This window comes from Pseudomonas sp. ANT_H12B, assembly GCF_008369325.1.
GTDB lineage: Bacteria > Pseudomonadota > Gammaproteobacteria > Pseudomonadales > Pseudomonadaceae > Aquipseudomonas.
Window position 1 is genome coordinate 440,710 of record NZ_VOBI01000003.1, and the last position, 16,514, is coordinate 457,223.

The window sequence follows — 16,514 nt, forward strand, 5'->3', positions numbered from 1 at the left end:
GCAATTGCCGTCTATCCTTGGGGGTGTGACGGCCACAAGCCATCTGTTTACCTATTTTTTATATTGAATCCTTAAAGGAGTGCGGCACATGTCAAAAGGGCATTCGCTACAAGACCCTTACTTGAATACTTTACGTAAAGAGAAAGTTGGGGTGTCTATCTACCTGGTCAACGGGATCAAACTGCAAGGTACGATCGAATCTTTCGACCAGTTCGTTATCCTGCTGAAGAACACCGTCAGCCAGATGGTTTACAAACACGCTATCTCTACAGTGGTGCCGGTTCGTCCAATTCGTCTGCCTAGCGCAACCGAATCCGAAGCAGGTGACGCTGAGCCAGGTAACGCCTGATAGGAGTCTCCTTTGTTCTTTGAGCGCCACGGTGGTGGTGAGCGAGTGATCCTCGTTCACTTGGATGGACAGGACCCTGAGGCGCGCGAAGATCCGCAGGAGTTTCAGGAATTGGCTAATTCGGCCGGCGCCGAGACCGTTGCGTTTTTTAACGTACCGCGTCATCGGCCAACCGCCAAATTCCTGATCGGTAGCGGCAAGGTCGAGGAGTTACGCGACCTGGTTCATGCCGAAAAGGCAGATCTGGTGATCTTCAATCACATCCTCACGCCCAGTCAGGAACGTAACCTCGAACGTGTTTTCGAGTGTCGCGTGATCGACCGTACCGGTCTGATTCTCGATATTTTCGCCCAGCGCGCCCGTACCCATGAAGGCAAGCTCCAGGTAGAACTGGCCCAGCTTGACCACATGAGCACCCGACTGGTTCGTGGCTGGACCCACCTTGAGCGTCAGGGTGGCGGTATCGGCATGCGTGGCCCGGGTGAAACCCAGCTGGAAACCGACCGTCGTTTGCTGCGGGTTCGCCTGCGGCAGATCAAAGGCCGGTTGGAAAAAGTGCGCAGCCAGCGCGAACAGTCGCGACGCGGCCGTTCGCGTGCGGATATTCCTACCGTGTCCCTTGTGGGCTATACCAACGCCGGCAAATCCACGCTCTTCAATAACGTGACGAAATCCGACGTGTACGCGGCTGACCAGTTGTTTGCCACGCTGGACCCGACCTTGCGCCGTCTGGAGCTCGACGACCTGGGACCGATTGTCCTGGCCGATACGGTGGGTTTCATACGTCACTTGCCCCACAAACTGGTCGAGGCATTTCGGTCTACGCTCGAAGAGTCGAGCAACTCAGACCTGCTGTTGCACGTGATCGATGCGGCCGAACCGGATCGCATGTTGCAGATCGAGCAGGTGATGGTGGTGCTGGGCGAGATTGGTGCCCAGGACTTGCCGATCCTCGAGGTCTATAACAAACTCGATTTGCTTGAAGGCGTTGAGCCACAAATCCAGCGCGACGAAAACGGCAAGCCTCAACGGGTCTGGCTTTCGGCGCGTGATGGCAGTGGACTGGAATTGCTTGAGCAAGCCATTGCCGAGTTGCTGGGCAGTGAGTTGTTTATCGGCACCTTGCGCTTGCCGCAACGTTTTGCTCGACTGCGTGCGCAGTTTTTCGAACTCGGTGCGGTGCAGAAAGAAGAACATGACGAAGAAGGCATCAGTTTGCTGGCCGTTCGCTTGCCGCGAGTCGAGTTGAATCGACTGGTGAGCCGTGAAGGTTTGCAACCGATGGAATTCATCGAGCAACACACTTTGCAATAAAAGCCTGAGAAAGCGGTTGTGCCGTGGTGACAGGCATTCTGTAGCATTGGTCGGCGCGCCGTGGGTGCGTCTTTGCTTTATCAGATGGAGAGCGCTATGGCTTGGAATGAGCCGGGTGGCAACTCGAATAATCAGGATCCTTGGGGTGGCAAGCGCCGCAATAACGGCGACCGCAAGGGACCACCGGATCTCGACGAGGCCTTCCGAAAGCTGCAGGAAAGCCTGAACGGGTTGTTCGGTGGTGGTAAAAAACGTGGTGATGACGGCGGTGGTTCGGGCAAGAGAGGCGGCTTCGGCGGTCTGCTCGGCATCGGTCTGGTCGTGTTGGCGGCCGTGTGGCTGTATAGCGCGGTCTATGTCGTCGACGAGCAGGAGCAAGCCGTGGTGCTGCGCTTCGGCAAGTACTATGAAACCGTCGGCCCGGGCCTGAACATCTATTTCCCGCCGCTTGATCGCAAGTACCTGGAGAACGTCACGCGTGAGCGTGCCTACACCAAGCAGGGTCAAATGCTGACTGAAGACGAGAACATCGTCGAAGTGCCGCTGACCGTGCAGTACAAGATCAGCAACCTGCAGGACTTCGTGCTGAGTGTCGATCAGCCGGAAATCAGCCTGCAGCATGCGACCGAAAGTGCCTTGCGCCATGTGGTGGGTTCCACCGCGATGGACCAGGTGCTGACCGAAGGTCGTGAATTGATGGCCAGCGAAATCAAGGAGCGTCTGCAACGCTTCATGGATACCTACCGCACCGGCATCACCATTACTCAGGTCAACGTACAGAACGCAGCGGCACCGCGTGAAGTGCAGGAAGCTTTCGATGACGTGATTCGCGCCCGTGAAGACGAGCAGCGTTCGCGCAACCAGGCTGAAACCTATGCCAACGGCGTCGTGCCGGAAGCCCGTGGCCAGGCCCAGCGCATCCTTGAAGATGCCAATGGTTACCGCGACGAAACCGTCTCGCGCGCCAAGGGTGAGGCGGACCGCTTCACCAAGCTGGTCGCCGAGTATCGCAAGGCTCCTGAAGTGACCCGTGAGCGTCTGTACCTGGACACCATGCAGGAAGTCTTCAGCAATACCAGCAAGGTTCTCGTGACCGGCAACAAGAACGGCCAGAGCAATCTGCTGTACTTGCCGCTGGACAAGATGGTCGAAAGTGGTCGCAACACCAGCACGTCAGTGACTGGCGCGGCTGCCACCAGCAATGAAGCGAATGCACGTGCGGCAGCTGATCTGCAGCAACAGCCAACACGTACCAGGGAGAGTCGCTGATGAGCAATAAATCGCTGATCACCCTTATTGTTGTTGTCGTTGTGGCGATCGCAGCCTGGAACTGCTTTTACATCGTGGCTCAGACCGAGCGTGCGGTGCTGCTGCAGTTCGGTCGCGTGGTCCAGGCTGATGTTCAGCCGGGCCTGCATGTGAAAGTGCCTTACGTTAACCAGGTGCGCAAATTCGACGCACGCCTGATGACGCTGGATGCACCGACACAGCGCTTCCTGACGCTGGAAAAGAAAGCCGTGATGGTTGATGCCTACGCCAAGTGGCGCGTGAAAGATGCCGAGCGCTTCTACACCGCAACCTCCGGCCTCAAGCAGATTGCTGACGAGCGTCTTTCCCGTCGTCTGGAATCGGGCCTGCGCGACCAGTTCGGTAAGCGCACGCTCCATGAAGTAGTTTCTGGTGAGCGTGACGCTTTGATGTCCGATATCACCGCTTCGTTGAACACGATGGCGGAAAAAGAGCTGGGCATCGAAGTGGTCGATGTTCGGGTCAAGGCTATCGACCTGCCGAAAGAAGTGAACCGCAGTGTGTTCGAGCGTATGAGCTCCGAGCGTGAGCGTGAAGCTCGCGAGCACCGCGCCAAGGGTAACGAACTGGCAGAAGGCATTCGTGCCGACGCCGATCGTCAACGCCGCGTGCTGCTGGCTGAAGCCTATCGTGAATCCGAAGAGGTTCGCGGTGATGGTGACGCCCAGGCCGCTGCGATCTACTCAAAGGCCTATGGCCAGGACCAGGAGTTCTACGGTTTCTATCGTAGCCTGCGCGCCTACCGTGAAAGCTTCGCGAACAAATCCGACGTCATGGTCCTGGACCCAAGCAGTGACTTCTTCCGTTACCTGGAAAAAGCCAAGCCTTGATACAGCGTTGACCTGAATCATCCCCCCGCCTGGCGGCTAACACCTCGGGCGGGGTGATCCTTTGGGAAAACGTGTGTATGATGCGGCAGCCGGGAAATTCCCGGCTTTTTTGCGTCTGCACGTTTGATTGCAGTTTTTAATGCAAGACATCGAGTTGAATGACTCGACAGGTTTTTCGAGGAAAGTGGTTGGCGAAGTCGATTTCAGGCTTTTCGCCGCGTTGTTCATGCGCGTGGTTTGTGCACTGAACCGATCATTTTCTGCTTCACTCAAGGCTCGCCCAAAGGCTTGCCGCCCGGATCATAGGGGAATGGCGTAATGGCAACGGTAGACCGCTGGCTGCTGCCAGATGGCATCGAAGAAGTACTGCCACCGGAGGCGGCGCGCATCGAAGTAGCGCGTCGTCAGGTGTTGGATCTGTTCCAGAGCTGGGGTTACGAGTTTGTCGTGACTCCCCATATCGAGTACCTGGAATCCCTGCTGACCGGCGCGGGCCAGGACCTCGATCTGCGTACCTTCAAGGTCATCGACCCGCAATCGGGCCGGCAGATGGGTTTCCGTGCCGACATCACGCCGCAAGTGGCGCGCATCGATGCGCATACTTTGCGTCGCGAAGGCCCGAGCCGTCTTTGCTATGCCGGCAGCGTGCTGCACGCTCAGCCGCGCGCCTTGTCGTCCTCGCGTAGCCCGATCCAGTTGGGCGCCGAGTTGTACGGTGATGCCAGCCCGAGCAGCGACGTGGAAGTCATCAGCCTGATGCTGGCCATGCTGCAACTGGCTGACGTGCCGGATGTGCACATGGACCTCGGTCACGTCGGTATTTACCGTGGCCTGGCCCGCGCGGCCGGGTTGTCGGGTGAAGTTGAACAACAGTTGTTCGATGCATTGCAACGCAAGGCCATCGACGAGGTCATTACCTTGACCGAAGGCTTGCCCGCCGATCTGTCGGGCATGCTGCGCGCGTTGGTCGACCTGTGTGGCGGTCGTGAAGTATTGAGCGCTGCCCGCGAGCGTCTGGCGAATGCGCCGGAGCCAGTTTTGGCGGCTCTGGACGACTTGCTGGCGATTGCCGAACGTCTGTCCACGCGTTTCCCGGAATTACCGCTTTACTTCGACTTGGGTGAATTGCGCGGCTACCACTACCACACCGGTGTGGTGTTCGCGGTGTTCGTACCCGGTGTTGGCCAGTCCATTGCCCAGGGCGGTCGTTACGACGACATCGGCGCCGACTTCGGTCGGGCTCGTCCGGCAACCGGCTTTTCCACCGATTTGAAAACCCTGGTGACCCTGGGGCGTGCTGAGATCGAGTTACCGTCTGGCGGTATCTGGATGCCTGACAGTACGGATGCGGCACTCTGGCAGCAGGTTTGCCAGTTGCGCAGTGAGGGTCAGCGTGTCGTTCAGGCGTTGCCTGGGCAACCTTTGGCCGCCGCCCGTGAAGCGGACTGCGACCGGCAATTGATTCAGCAGAACGGGCTTTGGCAAGTATTGCCACTGGCTTCTTGAGTTTTCCTGCCGGCCCGCCGCCGGCACCAAGTTTGCGCGAATGAGGACAAGTGTTATGGGTAAGAATGTCGTAGTCCTGGGCACCCAATGGGGTGATGAGGGCAAAGGCAAGATCGTTGATCTGCTGACCGAACATGCTGCCGCCGTAGTGCGCTACCAGGGTGGCCACAACGCTGGTCACACTTTGGTGATCGATGGCGAAAAAACCGTCTTGCACCTGATCCCGTCGGGCGTGCTGCGCGAAGGCGTGCAGTGCCTGATCGGCAACGGTGTGGTGGTTGCACCCGACGCTCTGCTGCGGGAAATCATCAAGCTGGAAGAGAAAGGCGTCCCGGTGCGCGAGCGCCTGCGTATCAGCCCGTCCTGTCCGCTGATCCTGTCCTTCCACGTAGCGTTGGACCAGGCCCGTGAAAAGGCCCGTGGCGAACTGAAGATCGGTACGACCGGTCGCGGCATCGGCCCGGCGTATGAAGACAAGGTTGCACGTCGTGGCCTGCGTGTGGGCGACCTGCTCAACATGCCGCGCTTTGAAGACAAGCTGCGTGAGCTGGTGGACTACCACAACTTCATGCTGGTGGGTTACTACAAAGAGCCTGCCATCGAGTTCGAAAAAACCCTGGCCGAGTGCAAAGAGTACGCTGAACTGCTCAAGCCGTTGATGCTGGACGTGACGGCCGAGCTCCACGACCTGCGTCGCGCCGGCAAAGACATCATGTTCGAAGGCGCCCAAGGTTCGTTGCTCGACATCGACCACGGTACCTATCCGTACGTGACCAGCTCCAACACCACCGCAGGTGGCGTGGCGACCGGTTCGGGCGTTGGCCCGATGTTCCTGGATTACATCCTGGGCATCACCAAGGCTTACACCACTCGCGTAGGTTCGGGCCCATTCCCGACTGAGCTGTTTGACGAAGTGGGCGCTCACCTGGCCAAGCAAGGTCACGAGTTCGGCGCTACCACCGGCCGTGCCCGTCGTTGCGGCTGGTTCGACGCCGTTATCCTGCGTCGTGCTATCGATGTGAACAGCATCTCGGGCATCTGCCTGACCAAGCTCGACGTGCTCGACGGCCTCGAAACCATCAACATCTGCGTCGGCTACAAAGATGCGCAAGGCAATGCCGTTGCCCCGACTGATGCTGACAGCTACTTGGGCCTGCAGCCTGTGTACGAAGAAGTGCCGGGCTGGACCGAGTCGACTGTGGGTGCCAAAACCATGGAAGAACTGCCAGCTAACGCCCGTGCTTACATCAAGCGCGTTGAAGAGTTGGTCGGTGCGCCGATCGACATTATTTCGACGGGCCCGGACCGCAACGAAACTATCGTTCTGCGTCATCCGTTCGCTTAATAAGTCGTTGATGTAAAAGATAAAGGCCTCTCATTTGGGGCCTTTGTCGTTTCTGTCTGTCGGGCGGCACGACCTTTGCTGTGATGTTGATTAAAAGCATCGCTTCCAGTGCGCCATCAATTTAATGGCGCCAAGCAGAGGGATTTTAAGTGTCAGCCATTCTCTCACTGTTACAAAGCCGTCTTCTGCGGCCTGTGTTCGTTACCCTTGGTATCGCCCTTTTGGTGCAAGTGCTGGTTGCCGTCGCCCTGACCCGGAGCACGGTGACTGCATTGGAAGCCGACTTGGGCGTCCGTCTGGGGGCTGACAGTCAAAAGCTCTCTGGTGAGCTGGAGCAGGCGGGGCGTGAAGTCACGTCGAGCCTCGACAGTCTGTCGACCAATACCCGTCAGCGGCTCACCGCCGGCCTGTCGTCACGTCTGAAGGACGAGCAGGCACAACTGCGTGGGACATTGGAAAAAGACCTGAAGGACTCTGCCAATGATATGGCGCAACTTCTGGCTTCAGTCGCACCTCGCGCCATGTGGGACAGCGACGTTCCAACCCTGTCCGAATTCGCCCGCCGGGCCCAGCGCAATCCCAACGTGTTGTTCGTGATCTACGACGACGCTACCGGCCAGCACCTGACGCGCTATCTGAACCGCGAGAACCCGATCAACAAAGCGCTGCTGGAGAAGGGCCAGGGCGAGCGCGCATTGGACAAAGTGCTGGATGCGGCGAAAAACGATCCATCGGTCTACTATCTCGAAGCCTCAATCAGCCCCAATGGCGTGGAAATCGGCAAGGTCTTGATGGGCGTCTCCACCGCTTCCGTGGAAGTCGATCTGGCTGCCCTCGACAAGCGCTTTTCGGCGCTGATCGCCAGCAGTGATCAATTGGTGGGCGACAGCCTCAAGGGCGCGGCAGCTGATAGTGCAGCAGCGATGGGCGCGCGCCTGAAGTCGGCGCAGTCCACGGCTTCGGAGATGCAGGCCAACACCACCAGCACCGTGCAGGAAGCGGCGGGTACCTTGCGCTGGCGCATCGGTATGGGCCTGGCGGTGGTGGGCTTCGGCGTGTTGCTGTTGCTGGCCGTGGTGCTGGGTCGTCGCGTGGTCAATCGCCTGAAGCTGCTGATTGCAGCCATGGATGACCTGGCGGCGGGCGAGGGCGATCTGACCAAGCGCGTGCAGATCAACAGCAAGGACGAAATCGGCGACATGGCCTCGGCGGTCAATCGCTTTGTGGATAAGTTGCAGCCGATCGTGCGCGAAGCGGGTGATGTCGCCCAGCGCACTGGCGTGGAAATCGGCGCGATGACCTTGCGCAATGCCGGGGCCGATAAAGCGGCGGGCATGCAGCGCGATGAAGTGGCCGAGAGCCTGCGTGCGTTGTCACAAATGGCTGACGAAGCCCAGTCTGAAAGTCATGCCATGCAGGCAGCCTTGCAGCAAGTGGTGGATATTCGTTCGGCCACGGATGAAAACACGCGGACGTCGGCGAAAGTCGGCAGCCTGATCGAGGCGCTGGCCGGGCAGGTCGATACCGGCGCGAAAGTCATCGAGCGGCTGGCGCAGCAGAGTGAGCAGATTGAAGTGGTGCTGACGGTGATTCACGGGATCGCCGAGCAAACCAACCTGCTGGCGCTGAACGCGGCGATCGAGGCGGCCCGGGCTGGCGAGACTGGTCGCGGGTTTGCCGTGGTGGCCGACGAAGTACGGGCGCTGGCGAGCAAGACGCAAAGCTCTACCGGCGACATTCAGGCGCACATCGTTGCCTTGCAACAAGGTGCGCGTGAGGCTGTGGCGGCGATCGGTCAGGCCGGACGTCAGGCCAGCGAAGGGTTGCTGGTGTTGCGTGACAGTGCGCGGTTGCAGCAGTCGGTGCAGGCGTCGGTCGAGCAGGTGCATGCGGCGATTGGTTTGGCGACGCAGGCAGCGGCTCACCAGGCGCAAGGTGCGCATGCGGTGCGTGGTCGGGTTGAGACCATTCATGCACAGGCTGAGAAAGCGGCTCAGGCGGTGGTGGAAACCACGGCCAGCGGCAAGGTGCTGGATGGGTTGGCGGCGCAGTTGAAGGCTAGTCTGGGGCAGTTCAGGGCCTGATCGGTTTTCTGGTCTGGCCCCTTCGCGAGCAAGCCCGCGATGGCGGTCTCAACGGCTCAGATACATCCGAGTCGTGAGCAGATAAACCGGCAACCCCGACACCAAAATCAACAACGCCGCATAAGGCGCCGCTGCCGCAAACTCCACATTCGCGGTATGCGCCCAGACCTCCGTCGCCAGCGTGTTGAGCCCGGTCGGACTCAGTAGCAACGTCGCCGTCAGCTCCTTCATCGCGTCCAGGAATACCAGCGCAAACGCCGCACCCAGCGCCGGGAAGATGATCGGCAATGTCACCCGGCAAAACGCACTAAAAGACGATGCCCCCAGCGTGCGTGCCGCCTCCTCCAGTTGCGGTGCCGCTTTGTTCAGTGCCGTACGAATCGGCGCCTGAGCCAATGGCAGAAACAACAGCGCATAAGCGATCAGCAGCAGCGCTGAAGTCTGGTACAGCACCGGCACATAGTGCAGGGCGAAATACACCAGCGTCAGCGCGATCACCAGTCCTGGCAGTGCATGCAGCAGATACGGCAAGCGTTCGGCCCAGATCGCCAATGAGCCTTTGTAGCGCACCACCAGTAATCCCACCGGAACGGCCAGCACAAGGCACAATGCTGCGCCGCCAAGCGACAGCGCCAGGGATGACAGCAGCGCTTCACTGATGGCTGCCACCGGGAATGCGGCCGACGAGCCCACGGCCAGCCAGTACGCGAGCATCCCCAGCGGAATGCCGCTGCCGATGATCGCCAGCGCCAGGCAATAGGCTTGTCCGACGACAGCCCAAGGCCCGAGTCGGACTTGCTCCGCACGCCGCGCTGCACCTTGACCCGTACGCACATGACGGCCCTTGCCCCGAACTCGCAGCTCCAGCCATAGCAATATCAGACACAGCGCCAGCAACACAGCCGAAAGCATCGCCGCATTGGCGTTGCTGAACTCGAGCTCGAACTGCTGATAAATCGCCGTAGTGAAAGTCTGCAGCCCGATGATCGACAGTGCACCGAACTCCACCAGCATATGCAGAGCAATCAGCAACGAGCCGGCGAGCAGCGACGGCCAGAGCAGTGGGAGGGTGATCCTGAAAAACACACCCCAGCGATTCTGCCCCAGCGTTCGGGCGGACTCTTCCAGTGACGGATCAAGATTGCGCAGGGTCGCCGCCACGGGCAGAAAGATCAGCGGATATTTGGACAGGGTCATCACCAGAATTGCCCCGCCCAGGCCTTCGAAATGTGCGCTCAGGGACACCCAGGTAAAACTGCTGACGAACGCCGGCACCGCGAACGGCAAACACAGGATCACGCCCCACAGTCGCCGCCCCGGCAGATTGCTGCGTTCCAGCAACCACGCCAGCGACAGACCGATCACGCCGCAAGCCAGCGTCACGCCGACCATCAGCGCGAGCGTGTTGCGCAGCAGCCCGAACACGTACGGCCGCCACAACAAATGCAGCGCCTCGGCCCAACCGGCCTGCCAGGTCTTGAGCCCGACATACGCCAGCGGCAAAAGGCTGAGCAACACCAGCAGCAAAACCGGCAGCAACAGCCAGAATGACGGCCGTTTGCGCCGTGGCACGTAACCCCCGCGCGAGGCGGGGGCGGATAACGATGCGCTCATCAGTTCAAGCCAACGTCACGTTCCAGGTCCAGGGCTTCTTCGGCGTTGCCCAGGTCGGCCGGCGTGACTTTCGGCGCTTCAAGTTCGCTGAACGGTTTGAGGCCGCGATCCGATTCCATGCCCTTGTGCAACGGGTACTCGGCGGTGGTCTGGGTGATCACGCGCTGGCCTTCTTCGCTGGCCATGTAGGCGAGGAGTTGCTGGGCTTCTTTTGGGTGTTTGCTGGATTTCAATACGGCAGCACTGGAAACGGTGATCAACCCGCCGACGTCGCCGCCAGTGAAGTAATGCAGTTTCGAATCGAGCTGGCCTTTTTCGCGCTGCAAGGCGAACCAGTAATAGTTGTTCACCAACACAGTGGCGACTTCGCCATTCTCCACCGCTTTCAGCGCGACCATGTTGTTACTGTAGGTCTTGCCGAAAGCGCGCAGGCCAGTCAGCCATTCTTCGGCCGCGTCCCTGCCGTGCACTTTGATGATTGCCACGGCTTGTTCCTGGAACGCGCCGCTGGTGGGTACGAAACCGACCTTGCCTTGCCATTTCGGATCGGAGAATTCCATTACTGACTTGGGCAGGTCTTTTTCGTCGATCAGTTTCGGATTGAAGGCGACGACCCGAACCCGAGCAGTGACGCCAATCCAGGTGCCGTTGCCGGCAACATAATCTTTGGGAAGCACTTCAAGGGTGGCGGCATCGGTCTTCGCCAGCAGGCCTCGTTCGCCGAGTTTGTTCAGTGGCGGCGACTCTTCGGTGTAGATCACGTCGGCGGGGGAGCGATCACCTTCTTCGACAACCTGGCTGGCGAGCTGGTTGCTGCTGCCTTTGCGCACATTGACGTGAATCCCGGTCTTGGCTTCGAAAGCCTTGGCGATGGCATCGCCGACTTCTTTGTGTTGACCGTTATAGAGGGTCAGGGAAGCCGGGTCGGCGGCTTGGACCAGGGGAGTAGTGAGTGCCAGGCCGAGCAGGGTGATGGTCAGGCCGCGGCGCAGGGTATTTCGAAACATCATTCGCAGGGTTCCTCACTGTCGCATTGCAAAAACTTGAAACAATGATAAACGATATTGTTTCTCAAGTGCGCCTTGCGGGGCTGACAGGCGTTGGCTAGAGCCCCGCGCCCTAACTTTTTAAACCTCAGAAACGCAAAAACCCGCTTTCGCGGGTTTTGTGAAATTCAAGATCATGACCTTGAATTTGAATTGGTGCCCAGAAGAAGACTCGAACTTCCACGACCTTGCGGTCACCAGCACCTGAAGCTGGCGTGTCTACCAATTTCACCATCTGGGCATTATCGCAAGCGTTACCGCTGTTGATGTGGCGCACTATACGGAGAGCATTTTGATCTGTAAACCCCTGATTTAGTTTTAATAAATCAGAAGCTTAGAATGCAAAAAACCCGCTTTCGCGGGTTTTTGTGTGAGCCTTGAAATTGATCTAATCTCAAGCTCGAAATTGGTGCCCAGAAGAAGACTCGAACTTCCACGACCTTGCGGTCACCAGCACCTGAAGCTGGCGTGTCTACCAATTTCACCATCTGGGCATATCGGCAATGCGTCTGCGTCATCGATGGCGCGCACTATACGGAGCGTCTTTTTAACTGTAAACCCCTGGCATCGAAAAAACCTGGAAAATTTTACGAGTGGCGTTCAAATCAACTTTCAAAGCTTTGTAAAGGGCTTTAGATAGGCTGTCATAGCTTGAAATTTCCCGTTTCATTACGCCTATGCCAAACTAACCCGCATATAGACAAGGTGAAAACTCTCTAATGGCCGATTGGCAGTCCCTCGATCCCGAGGCCGCTCGTGAAGCGGAAAAATATGAAAACCCTATTCCTAGCCGCGAACTGATCCTTCAGCACCTTGCTGACCGGGGTTCGCCTGCTAACCGCGAGCAGCTGGTCGAAGAGTTTGGTCTGACCACAGAAGACCAGATCGAAGCCCTGCGCCGCCGCCTGCGCGCCATGGAGCGCGACGCTCAACTCATCTACACCCGTCGCGGTACTTATGCGCCGGTGGACAAGCTCGACCTGATACTGGGCCGCATCAGCGGTCACCGTGACGGTTTCGGCTTCCTGGTCCCGGACGACGGCAGTGACGATCTGTTCATGAGCCCGGCGCAAATGCGTCTGGTGTTCGATGGCGACCGTGCCCTGGCGCGTGTTTCCGGCCTGGACCGTCGCGGTCGCCGTGAAGGCATGATCGTCGAAGTGGTTTCCCGTGCCCACGAAACCATCGTCGGCCGTTACTTCGAAGAGGGCGGTATCGGTTTTGTCGTCGCGGACAACCCGAAGATCCAGCAAGAAGTGCTGGTCACCCCGGGTCGCAACGCCAACGCGCAGATCGGTCAGTTCGTCGAAGTGAAGATCACTCACTGGCCGACACCACGCTTCCAGCCGCAAGGCGATGTGGTTGAAGTCGTGGGTAACTACATGGCGCCGGGCATGGAAATCGATGTCGCCTTGCGCACTTACGACATTCCTCACGTCTGGCCTGAAGCGGTCTTGAAAGAAGCCGCCAAGCTCAAGCCGGAAGTCGAAGAGAAAGACAAAGAGAAGCGCATCGACCTGCGTCATCTGCCGTTCGTGACCATCGATGGCGAAGACGCTCGCGACTTCGATGACGCGGTCTACTGCGAAGCCAAGCCGGGCAAGCTGCGCCTGTTCTCCGGTGGCTGGAAGTTGTACGTGGCGATTGCCGACGTCTCCAGCTACGTGAAGATCGGTTCGGCGCTGGATAACGAATCCCAGGTTCGTGGCAACTCGGTGTACTTCCCCGAGCGCGTGGTGCCGATGCTGCCTGAGCAGCTGTCCAACGGCCTGTGCTCGCTGAACCCGCACGTCGATCGCCTGGCCATGGTTTGCGAGATGACCATCTCCAAATCCGGCGAGATGACCGACTACTGCTTCTACGAAGCGGTGATTCACTCCCACGCTCGCCTGACCTACAACAAGGTCAGCGCCATGCTGGAAACGCCGAAAGTCACCGAAGCGCGTCAGCTTCGTGGCGAATACAACGACGTTCTGCCGCACCTCAAACAGCTCTACGCGCTGTACAAGGTTTTGCTGGCGGCACGTCACGTGCGTGGCGCGATCGATTTCGAAACGCAGGAAACCCGGATCATCTTCGGGACCGAGCGCAAAATTGCCGAAATCCGTCCGACCGTTCGCAACGACGCGCACAAACTGATCGAGGAATGCATGCTGGCGGCCAACGTGGCCACTGCCGAATTCCTGAAGAAGCACGAAATTCCGGCGCTGTATCGCGTCCACGATGGTCCGCCGCCGGAGCGTCTGGAAAAACTCCGCGCCTTCCTCGGTGAGCTCGGCCTGTCCCTGCACAAAGGCAAGGACGGCCCGTCGCCGAAGGATTACCAGGCATTGCTGGCGAGCATCAAGGACCGTCCGGATTTCCATCTGATCCAGACCGTCATGCTGCGTTCGTTGAGCCAAGCGGTGTATAGCGCCGATAACCAGGGCCACTTCGGCCTGAATTACGAAGCCTATACCCACTTCACCTCGCCGATTCGCCGCTACCCGGACTTGCTCACGCACCGGGCGATTCGCAGCGTCATCCATTCGAAAATGGACACCCCGCACGTTCGCCGTGCTGGCGCGATGACCATTCCGAAAGCGCGGATCTATCCGTACGACGAAGCGATCCTGGAGCAGCTCGGCGAGCAGTGCTCGATGAGCGAGCGCCGTGCCGACGAAGCGACCCGCGACGTGGTGAACTGGCTCAAGTGTGAGTTCATGAAAGATCGCGTGGGCGAATCGTTCCCGGGTGTGATCACTGCCGTGACCGGTTTCGGCCTGTTCGTCGAACTGACCGATATCTACGTCGAAGGCCTGGTGCACGTCACCGCGCTGCCGGGCGATTACTACCACTTCGATCCTGTGCACCACCGCCTGGCCGGTGAGCGTACCGGTCGCAGCTTCCGCCTTGGCGATACCGTTGAGGTGCGCGTGATGCGCGTTGACCTCGACGAACGCAAGATCGACTTCGAGATGGCTGAAAAAACCATCAGCGCGCCGATCGGTCGCAAGAAACGTGGGGCTGAAACTGCTGCGCCTGCTGCCAAAACCACAGCAGAGCCAGCTCCGGCAAAAACCGGTCGCCGTCCTGCCAAGGAAAAAGCTGTCGAAGCCTATCGCCCAAGCGATGCCGCGGCAAAAAATGCCGAGCTGCGCAAAAGTCGTGAAATGAAGCAGGCGTTGCTGTCTGACGCGAAAAGCGGCGGTAAAGCGGCGTCTGGGGGAACGACCGGACGGTCGGCGCCTGACAAGGCTCCCGGCGGCAAGCCAGCCAAACCGAGCAAACACCGTAAAGGCCCGCCAAAAGCGGGTTCTGCTCCAGCCGCCAAAAGCGGCGGGGCGCGTAAACCGAAGGTCAAGCCATGAGTCTGGAAAAGATCTACGGCGTGCACGCTGTAGAAGCGTTGCTGCGTCACCACCCAAAACGCGTCAAGCAAATCTGGCTGGCCGAAGGCCGCAGTGATCCGCGGGTTCAGACGCTGATCGAGCTGGCTAACGAAAATCGCGTGGCCGTCGGCAACGCCGAGCGCCGTGAGCTGGATGCCTGGGTTGAAGGCGTGCACCAGGGCGTGGTGGCGGACGTGAGTCCGAGCCAGGTCTGGGGCGAGGCGATGCTCGACGAGCTGCTCGATCGCACCGAAGGCGCACCGTTGTTGCTGGTGCTCGACGGCGTGACCGATCCGCACAACCTTGGTGCTTGCCTGCGTTCGGCCGATGCGGCCGGCGCATTGGCGGTGATCGTTCCGAAGGACAAGTCAGCCACGCTGACCCCGACGGTACGAAAAGTCGCCTGTGGCGCGGCGGAAGTGATTCCGCTGGTCGCCGTGACCAACCTGGCGCGCACCCTGGAAAAGCTCAAGCAGCGCGGCTTGTGGGTCGTCGGTACGGCGGGCGAGGCCGAGCAGAGTCTGTATCAGCACGACATGACCGGCCCGACCATCCTGATCATGGGTGCTGAAGGCAGCGGCATGCGTCGTCTGACTCGTGATCTGTGCGACTACCTGGTGCACCTGCCGATGGCCGGCAGCGTCAGCAGTCTCAACGTTTCCGTGGCAACCGGCGTCTGCCTGTTTGAAGCCCAGCGCCAGCGCAGCGTCAAGGCTGCCGGAACTGCCAAGAAGTCCTGATCCAGCGGTAAACCCTCCTGTGGGAGCTAGCCTGCTAGCGATGGCGGAGTCACATTCAACATCAATATTGAATGTTATTTCCTCATCGCTAGCAGGCTAGCTCCCACAGTGGTTTGTGTTTTGGGCAATTAGTCGTGGTTGTTCAAATAATCACCAATTGCCTTGCGCCTCTCCTGTCCCTTCTCTACAATTGCGCCCCTTGCTGTGACGGCAGGCACGCATGTGTCTATCGCAAGCAAGTCCATAAGTGTCATTCACTCCTTGTCTGACCGCTTTTGAGCGGCAGGCTACAACCCGTAAGGAGCATTCATGCGTCATTACGAAATCATCTTTTTGGTCCACCCGGATCAAAGCGAGCAAGTCGGCGGCATGGTAGAGCGTTACACCAAGCTGATCGAAGAAGACGGCGGCAAAATCCACCGTCTGGAAGATTGGGGCCGTCGTCAACTGGCCTACGCAATCAACAATGTTCACAAGGCTCACTACGTGATGCTGAACGTTGAATGCACTGGCAAGGCCCTGGCCGAGCTGGAAGACAACTTCCGCTACAACGATGCAGTGATCCGTAACCTGGTCATCCGTCGCGAAGAAGCCGTTACCGGCCAATCCGAGATGCTCAAGGCTGAAGAAAACCGCAGTGAGCGCCGTGAGCGTCGCGACCGTCCTGAGCACGAAGGCGCTGAAAGCGCTGATAGTGATGACAGCGACAACAGCGATAACGCTGACGAGTAATCCACGGACCTTTTGAGGAGCCTATTACATGGCACGTTTCTTCCGTCGTCGTAAATTCTGCCGCTTCACCGCTGAAGACGTGAAAGAGATCGATTACAAAGATCTCAACACTCTGAAAGCTTATGTATCCGAGACCGGCAAAATCGTTCCAAGCCGTATCACCGGTACCAAAGCACGTTATCAGCGTCAGCTGGCCACCGCTATCAAGCGCGCCCGCTTCCTGGCCCTGCTGGCCTACACCGACAGCCACGGCCGCTGAGACCGGGCAGTCGACA

General features: G+C 59.0%; 13 protein-coding genes and 2 tRNA genes. 11 read left to right on the forward strand and 4 right to left on the reverse strand.

Annotated features, from left to right (window positions below; all coding sequences use genetic code 11):
• Window positions 1-88: 88 nt before the first annotated feature.
• The 7 genes from hfq (at window position 89) to FQ185_RS07250 (ending at window position 8,736) form a co-directional block, all read left to right on the forward strand.
• A complete protein-coding gene (gene hfq, locus FQ185_RS07220) occupies window positions 89-349 on the forward strand; it encodes an RNA chaperone Hfq (RefSeq protein WP_007902656.1) in 261 nt (86 codons plus the stop codon).
• A gap of 12 nt (window positions 350-361) precedes the next feature.
• The gene (gene hflX, locus FQ185_RS07225; protein WP_149416914.1) at window positions 362-1,663 is read left to right on the forward strand and encodes a ribosome rescue GTPase HflX; all 1,302 of its coding nucleotides are present in this window, start codon (window positions 362-364) and stop codon (window positions 1,661-1,663) included.
• A gap of 96 nt (window positions 1,664-1,759) precedes the next feature.
• The gene (gene hflK / locus FQ185_RS07230; RefSeq protein WP_149416915.1) at window positions 1,760-2,932 is read left to right on the forward strand and encodes an FtsH protease activity modulator HflK; all 1,173 of its coding nucleotides are present in this window, start codon (window positions 1,760-1,762) and stop codon (window positions 2,930-2,932) included.
• Window positions 2,932-3,801, forward strand: a complete 870-nt coding sequence (gene hflC, locus FQ185_RS07235) for a protease modulator HflC (RefSeq protein WP_017336255.1) — start codon at window positions 2,932-2,934, stop codon at window positions 3,799-3,801. The genes hflK and hflC overlap by 1 nt, the downstream gene beginning before the upstream one ends.
• A gap of 318 nt (window positions 3,802-4,119) precedes the next feature.
• A complete protein-coding gene (locus tag FQ185_RS07240; RefSeq protein ID WP_149416916.1) occupies window positions 4,120-5,307 on the forward strand; it encodes an ATP phosphoribosyltransferase regulatory subunit in 1,188 nt (395 codons plus the stop codon).
• A gap of 55 nt (window positions 5,308-5,362) precedes the next feature.
• Window positions 5,363-6,652, forward strand: coding sequence for an adenylosuccinate synthase (locus FQ185_RS07245; protein WP_149416917.1), 1,290 nt, complete (start codon window positions 5,363-5,365; stop codon window positions 6,650-6,652).
• A 149-nt stretch (window positions 6,653-6,801) separates the two neighbouring features.
• Window positions 6,802-8,736, forward strand: a complete 1,935-nt coding sequence (locus FQ185_RS07250; RefSeq protein WP_149416918.1) for a methyl-accepting chemotaxis protein — start codon at window positions 6,802-6,804, stop codon at window positions 8,734-8,736.
• A gap of 48 nt (window positions 8,737-8,784) precedes the next feature.
• On the opposite strand, the gene FQ185_RS07255 is transcribed toward FQ185_RS07250, so the two are convergent.
• The 4 genes from FQ185_RS07255 to FQ185_RS07270 form a co-directional block, all read right to left on the reverse strand.
• Window positions 8,785-10,350 carry an iron ABC transporter permease gene (locus FQ185_RS07255; protein ID WP_149416919.1) on the reverse strand — a complete coding sequence of 522 codons (1,566 nt, stop codon included), beginning with the start codon at window positions 10,348-10,350 and terminating at the stop codon, window positions 8,785-8,787.
• Complete coding sequence (locus FQ185_RS07260; protein ID WP_149416920.1) at window positions 10,350-11,360, reverse strand: extracellular solute-binding protein; 1,011 nt, start codon at window positions 11,358-11,360, stop codon at window positions 10,350-10,352. The genes FQ185_RS07255 and FQ185_RS07260 overlap by 1 nt, the downstream gene beginning before the upstream one ends.
• Window positions 11,361-11,550: 190 nt before the next feature.
• Window positions 11,551-11,637, reverse strand: a tRNA-Leu gene (locus FQ185_RS07265).
• A 166-nt stretch (window positions 11,638-11,803) separates the two neighbouring features.
• Window positions 11,804-11,890: transfer RNA gene (locus FQ185_RS07270), tRNA-Leu, on the reverse strand.
• Between the two features lie 225 nt (window positions 11,891-12,115).
• Between FQ185_RS07270 and rnr the strand changes: the two genes are divergently transcribed.
• The 4 genes from rnr to rpsR all read left to right on the forward strand — a co-directional run bounded on the left by rnr (window position 12,116) and on the right by rpsR (window position 16,498).
• The gene (rnr, locus tag FQ185_RS07275) at window positions 12,116-14,746 is read left to right on the forward strand and encodes a ribonuclease R (protein ID WP_149416921.1); all 2,631 of its coding nucleotides are present in this window, start codon (window positions 12,116-12,118) and stop codon (window positions 14,744-14,746) included.
• Window positions 14,743-15,507, forward strand: a complete 765-nt coding sequence (rlmB, locus tag FQ185_RS07280; protein WP_149416922.1) for a 23S rRNA (guanosine(2251)-2'-O)-methyltransferase RlmB — start codon at window positions 14,743-14,745, stop codon at window positions 15,505-15,507. Before rnr ends, rlmB begins: the two co-directional genes overlap by 4 nt.
• Window positions 15,508-15,816: 309 nt before the next feature.
• Window positions 15,817-16,239 carry a 30S ribosomal protein S6 gene (gene rpsF, locus FQ185_RS07290; protein ID WP_003217491.1) on the forward strand — a complete coding sequence of 141 codons (423 nt, stop codon included), beginning with the start codon at window positions 15,817-15,819 and terminating at the stop codon, window positions 16,237-16,239.
• Between the two features lie 28 nt (window positions 16,240-16,267).
• Window positions 16,268-16,498 carry a 30S ribosomal protein S18 gene (rpsR, locus tag FQ185_RS07295; RefSeq protein WP_002551829.1) on the forward strand — a complete coding sequence of 77 codons (231 nt, stop codon included), beginning with the start codon at window positions 16,268-16,270 and terminating at the stop codon, window positions 16,496-16,498.
• The last annotated feature ends 16 nt before the right edge of the window (window positions 16,499-16,514 follow it).

Bases quoted from the DNA above. Each gene is read 5' to 3' on its own strand.
- FQ185_RS07245 (WP_149416917.1), top strand. From the start codon at position 5,363: ATGGGTAAGAATGTCGTAGTCCTGGGCACCCAATGGGGTGATGAGGGC.
- hflK (WP_149416915.1), top strand. From the start codon at position 1,760: ATGGCTTGGAATGAGCCGGGTGGCAACTCGAATAATCAGGATCCTTGG.
- hflC (WP_017336255.1), top strand. From the start codon at position 2,932: ATGAGCAATAAATCGCTGATCACCCTTATTGTTGTTGTCGTTGTGGCG.
- FQ185_RS07255 (WP_149416919.1), bottom strand. From the start codon at position 10,350: ATGAGCGCATCGTTATCCGCCCCCGCCTCGCGCGGGGGTTACGTGCCA.
- hfq (WP_007902656.1), top strand. From the start codon at position 89: ATGTCAAAAGGGCATTCGCTACAAGACCCTTACTTGAATACTTTACGT.
- FQ185_RS07240 (WP_149416916.1), top strand. From the start codon at position 4,120: ATGGCAACGGTAGACCGCTGGCTGCTGCCAGATGGCATCGAAGAAGTA.
- rnr (WP_149416921.1), top strand. From the start codon at position 12,116: ATGGCCGATTGGCAGTCCCTCGATCCCGAGGCCGCTCGTGAAGCGGAA.
- FQ185_RS07260 (WP_149416920.1), bottom strand. From the start codon at position 11,360: ATGATGTTTCGAAATACCCTGCGCCGCGGCCTGACCATCACCCTGCTC.
- rlmB (WP_149416922.1), top strand. From the start codon at position 14,743: ATGAGTCTGGAAAAGATCTACGGCGTGCACGCTGTAGAAGCGTTGCTG.
- rpsR (WP_002551829.1), top strand. From the start codon at position 16,268: ATGGCACGTTTCTTCCGTCGTCGTAAATTCTGCCGCTTCACCGCTGAA.
- rpsF (WP_003217491.1), top strand. From the start codon at position 15,817: ATGCGTCATTACGAAATCATCTTTTTGGTCCACCCGGATCAAAGCGAG.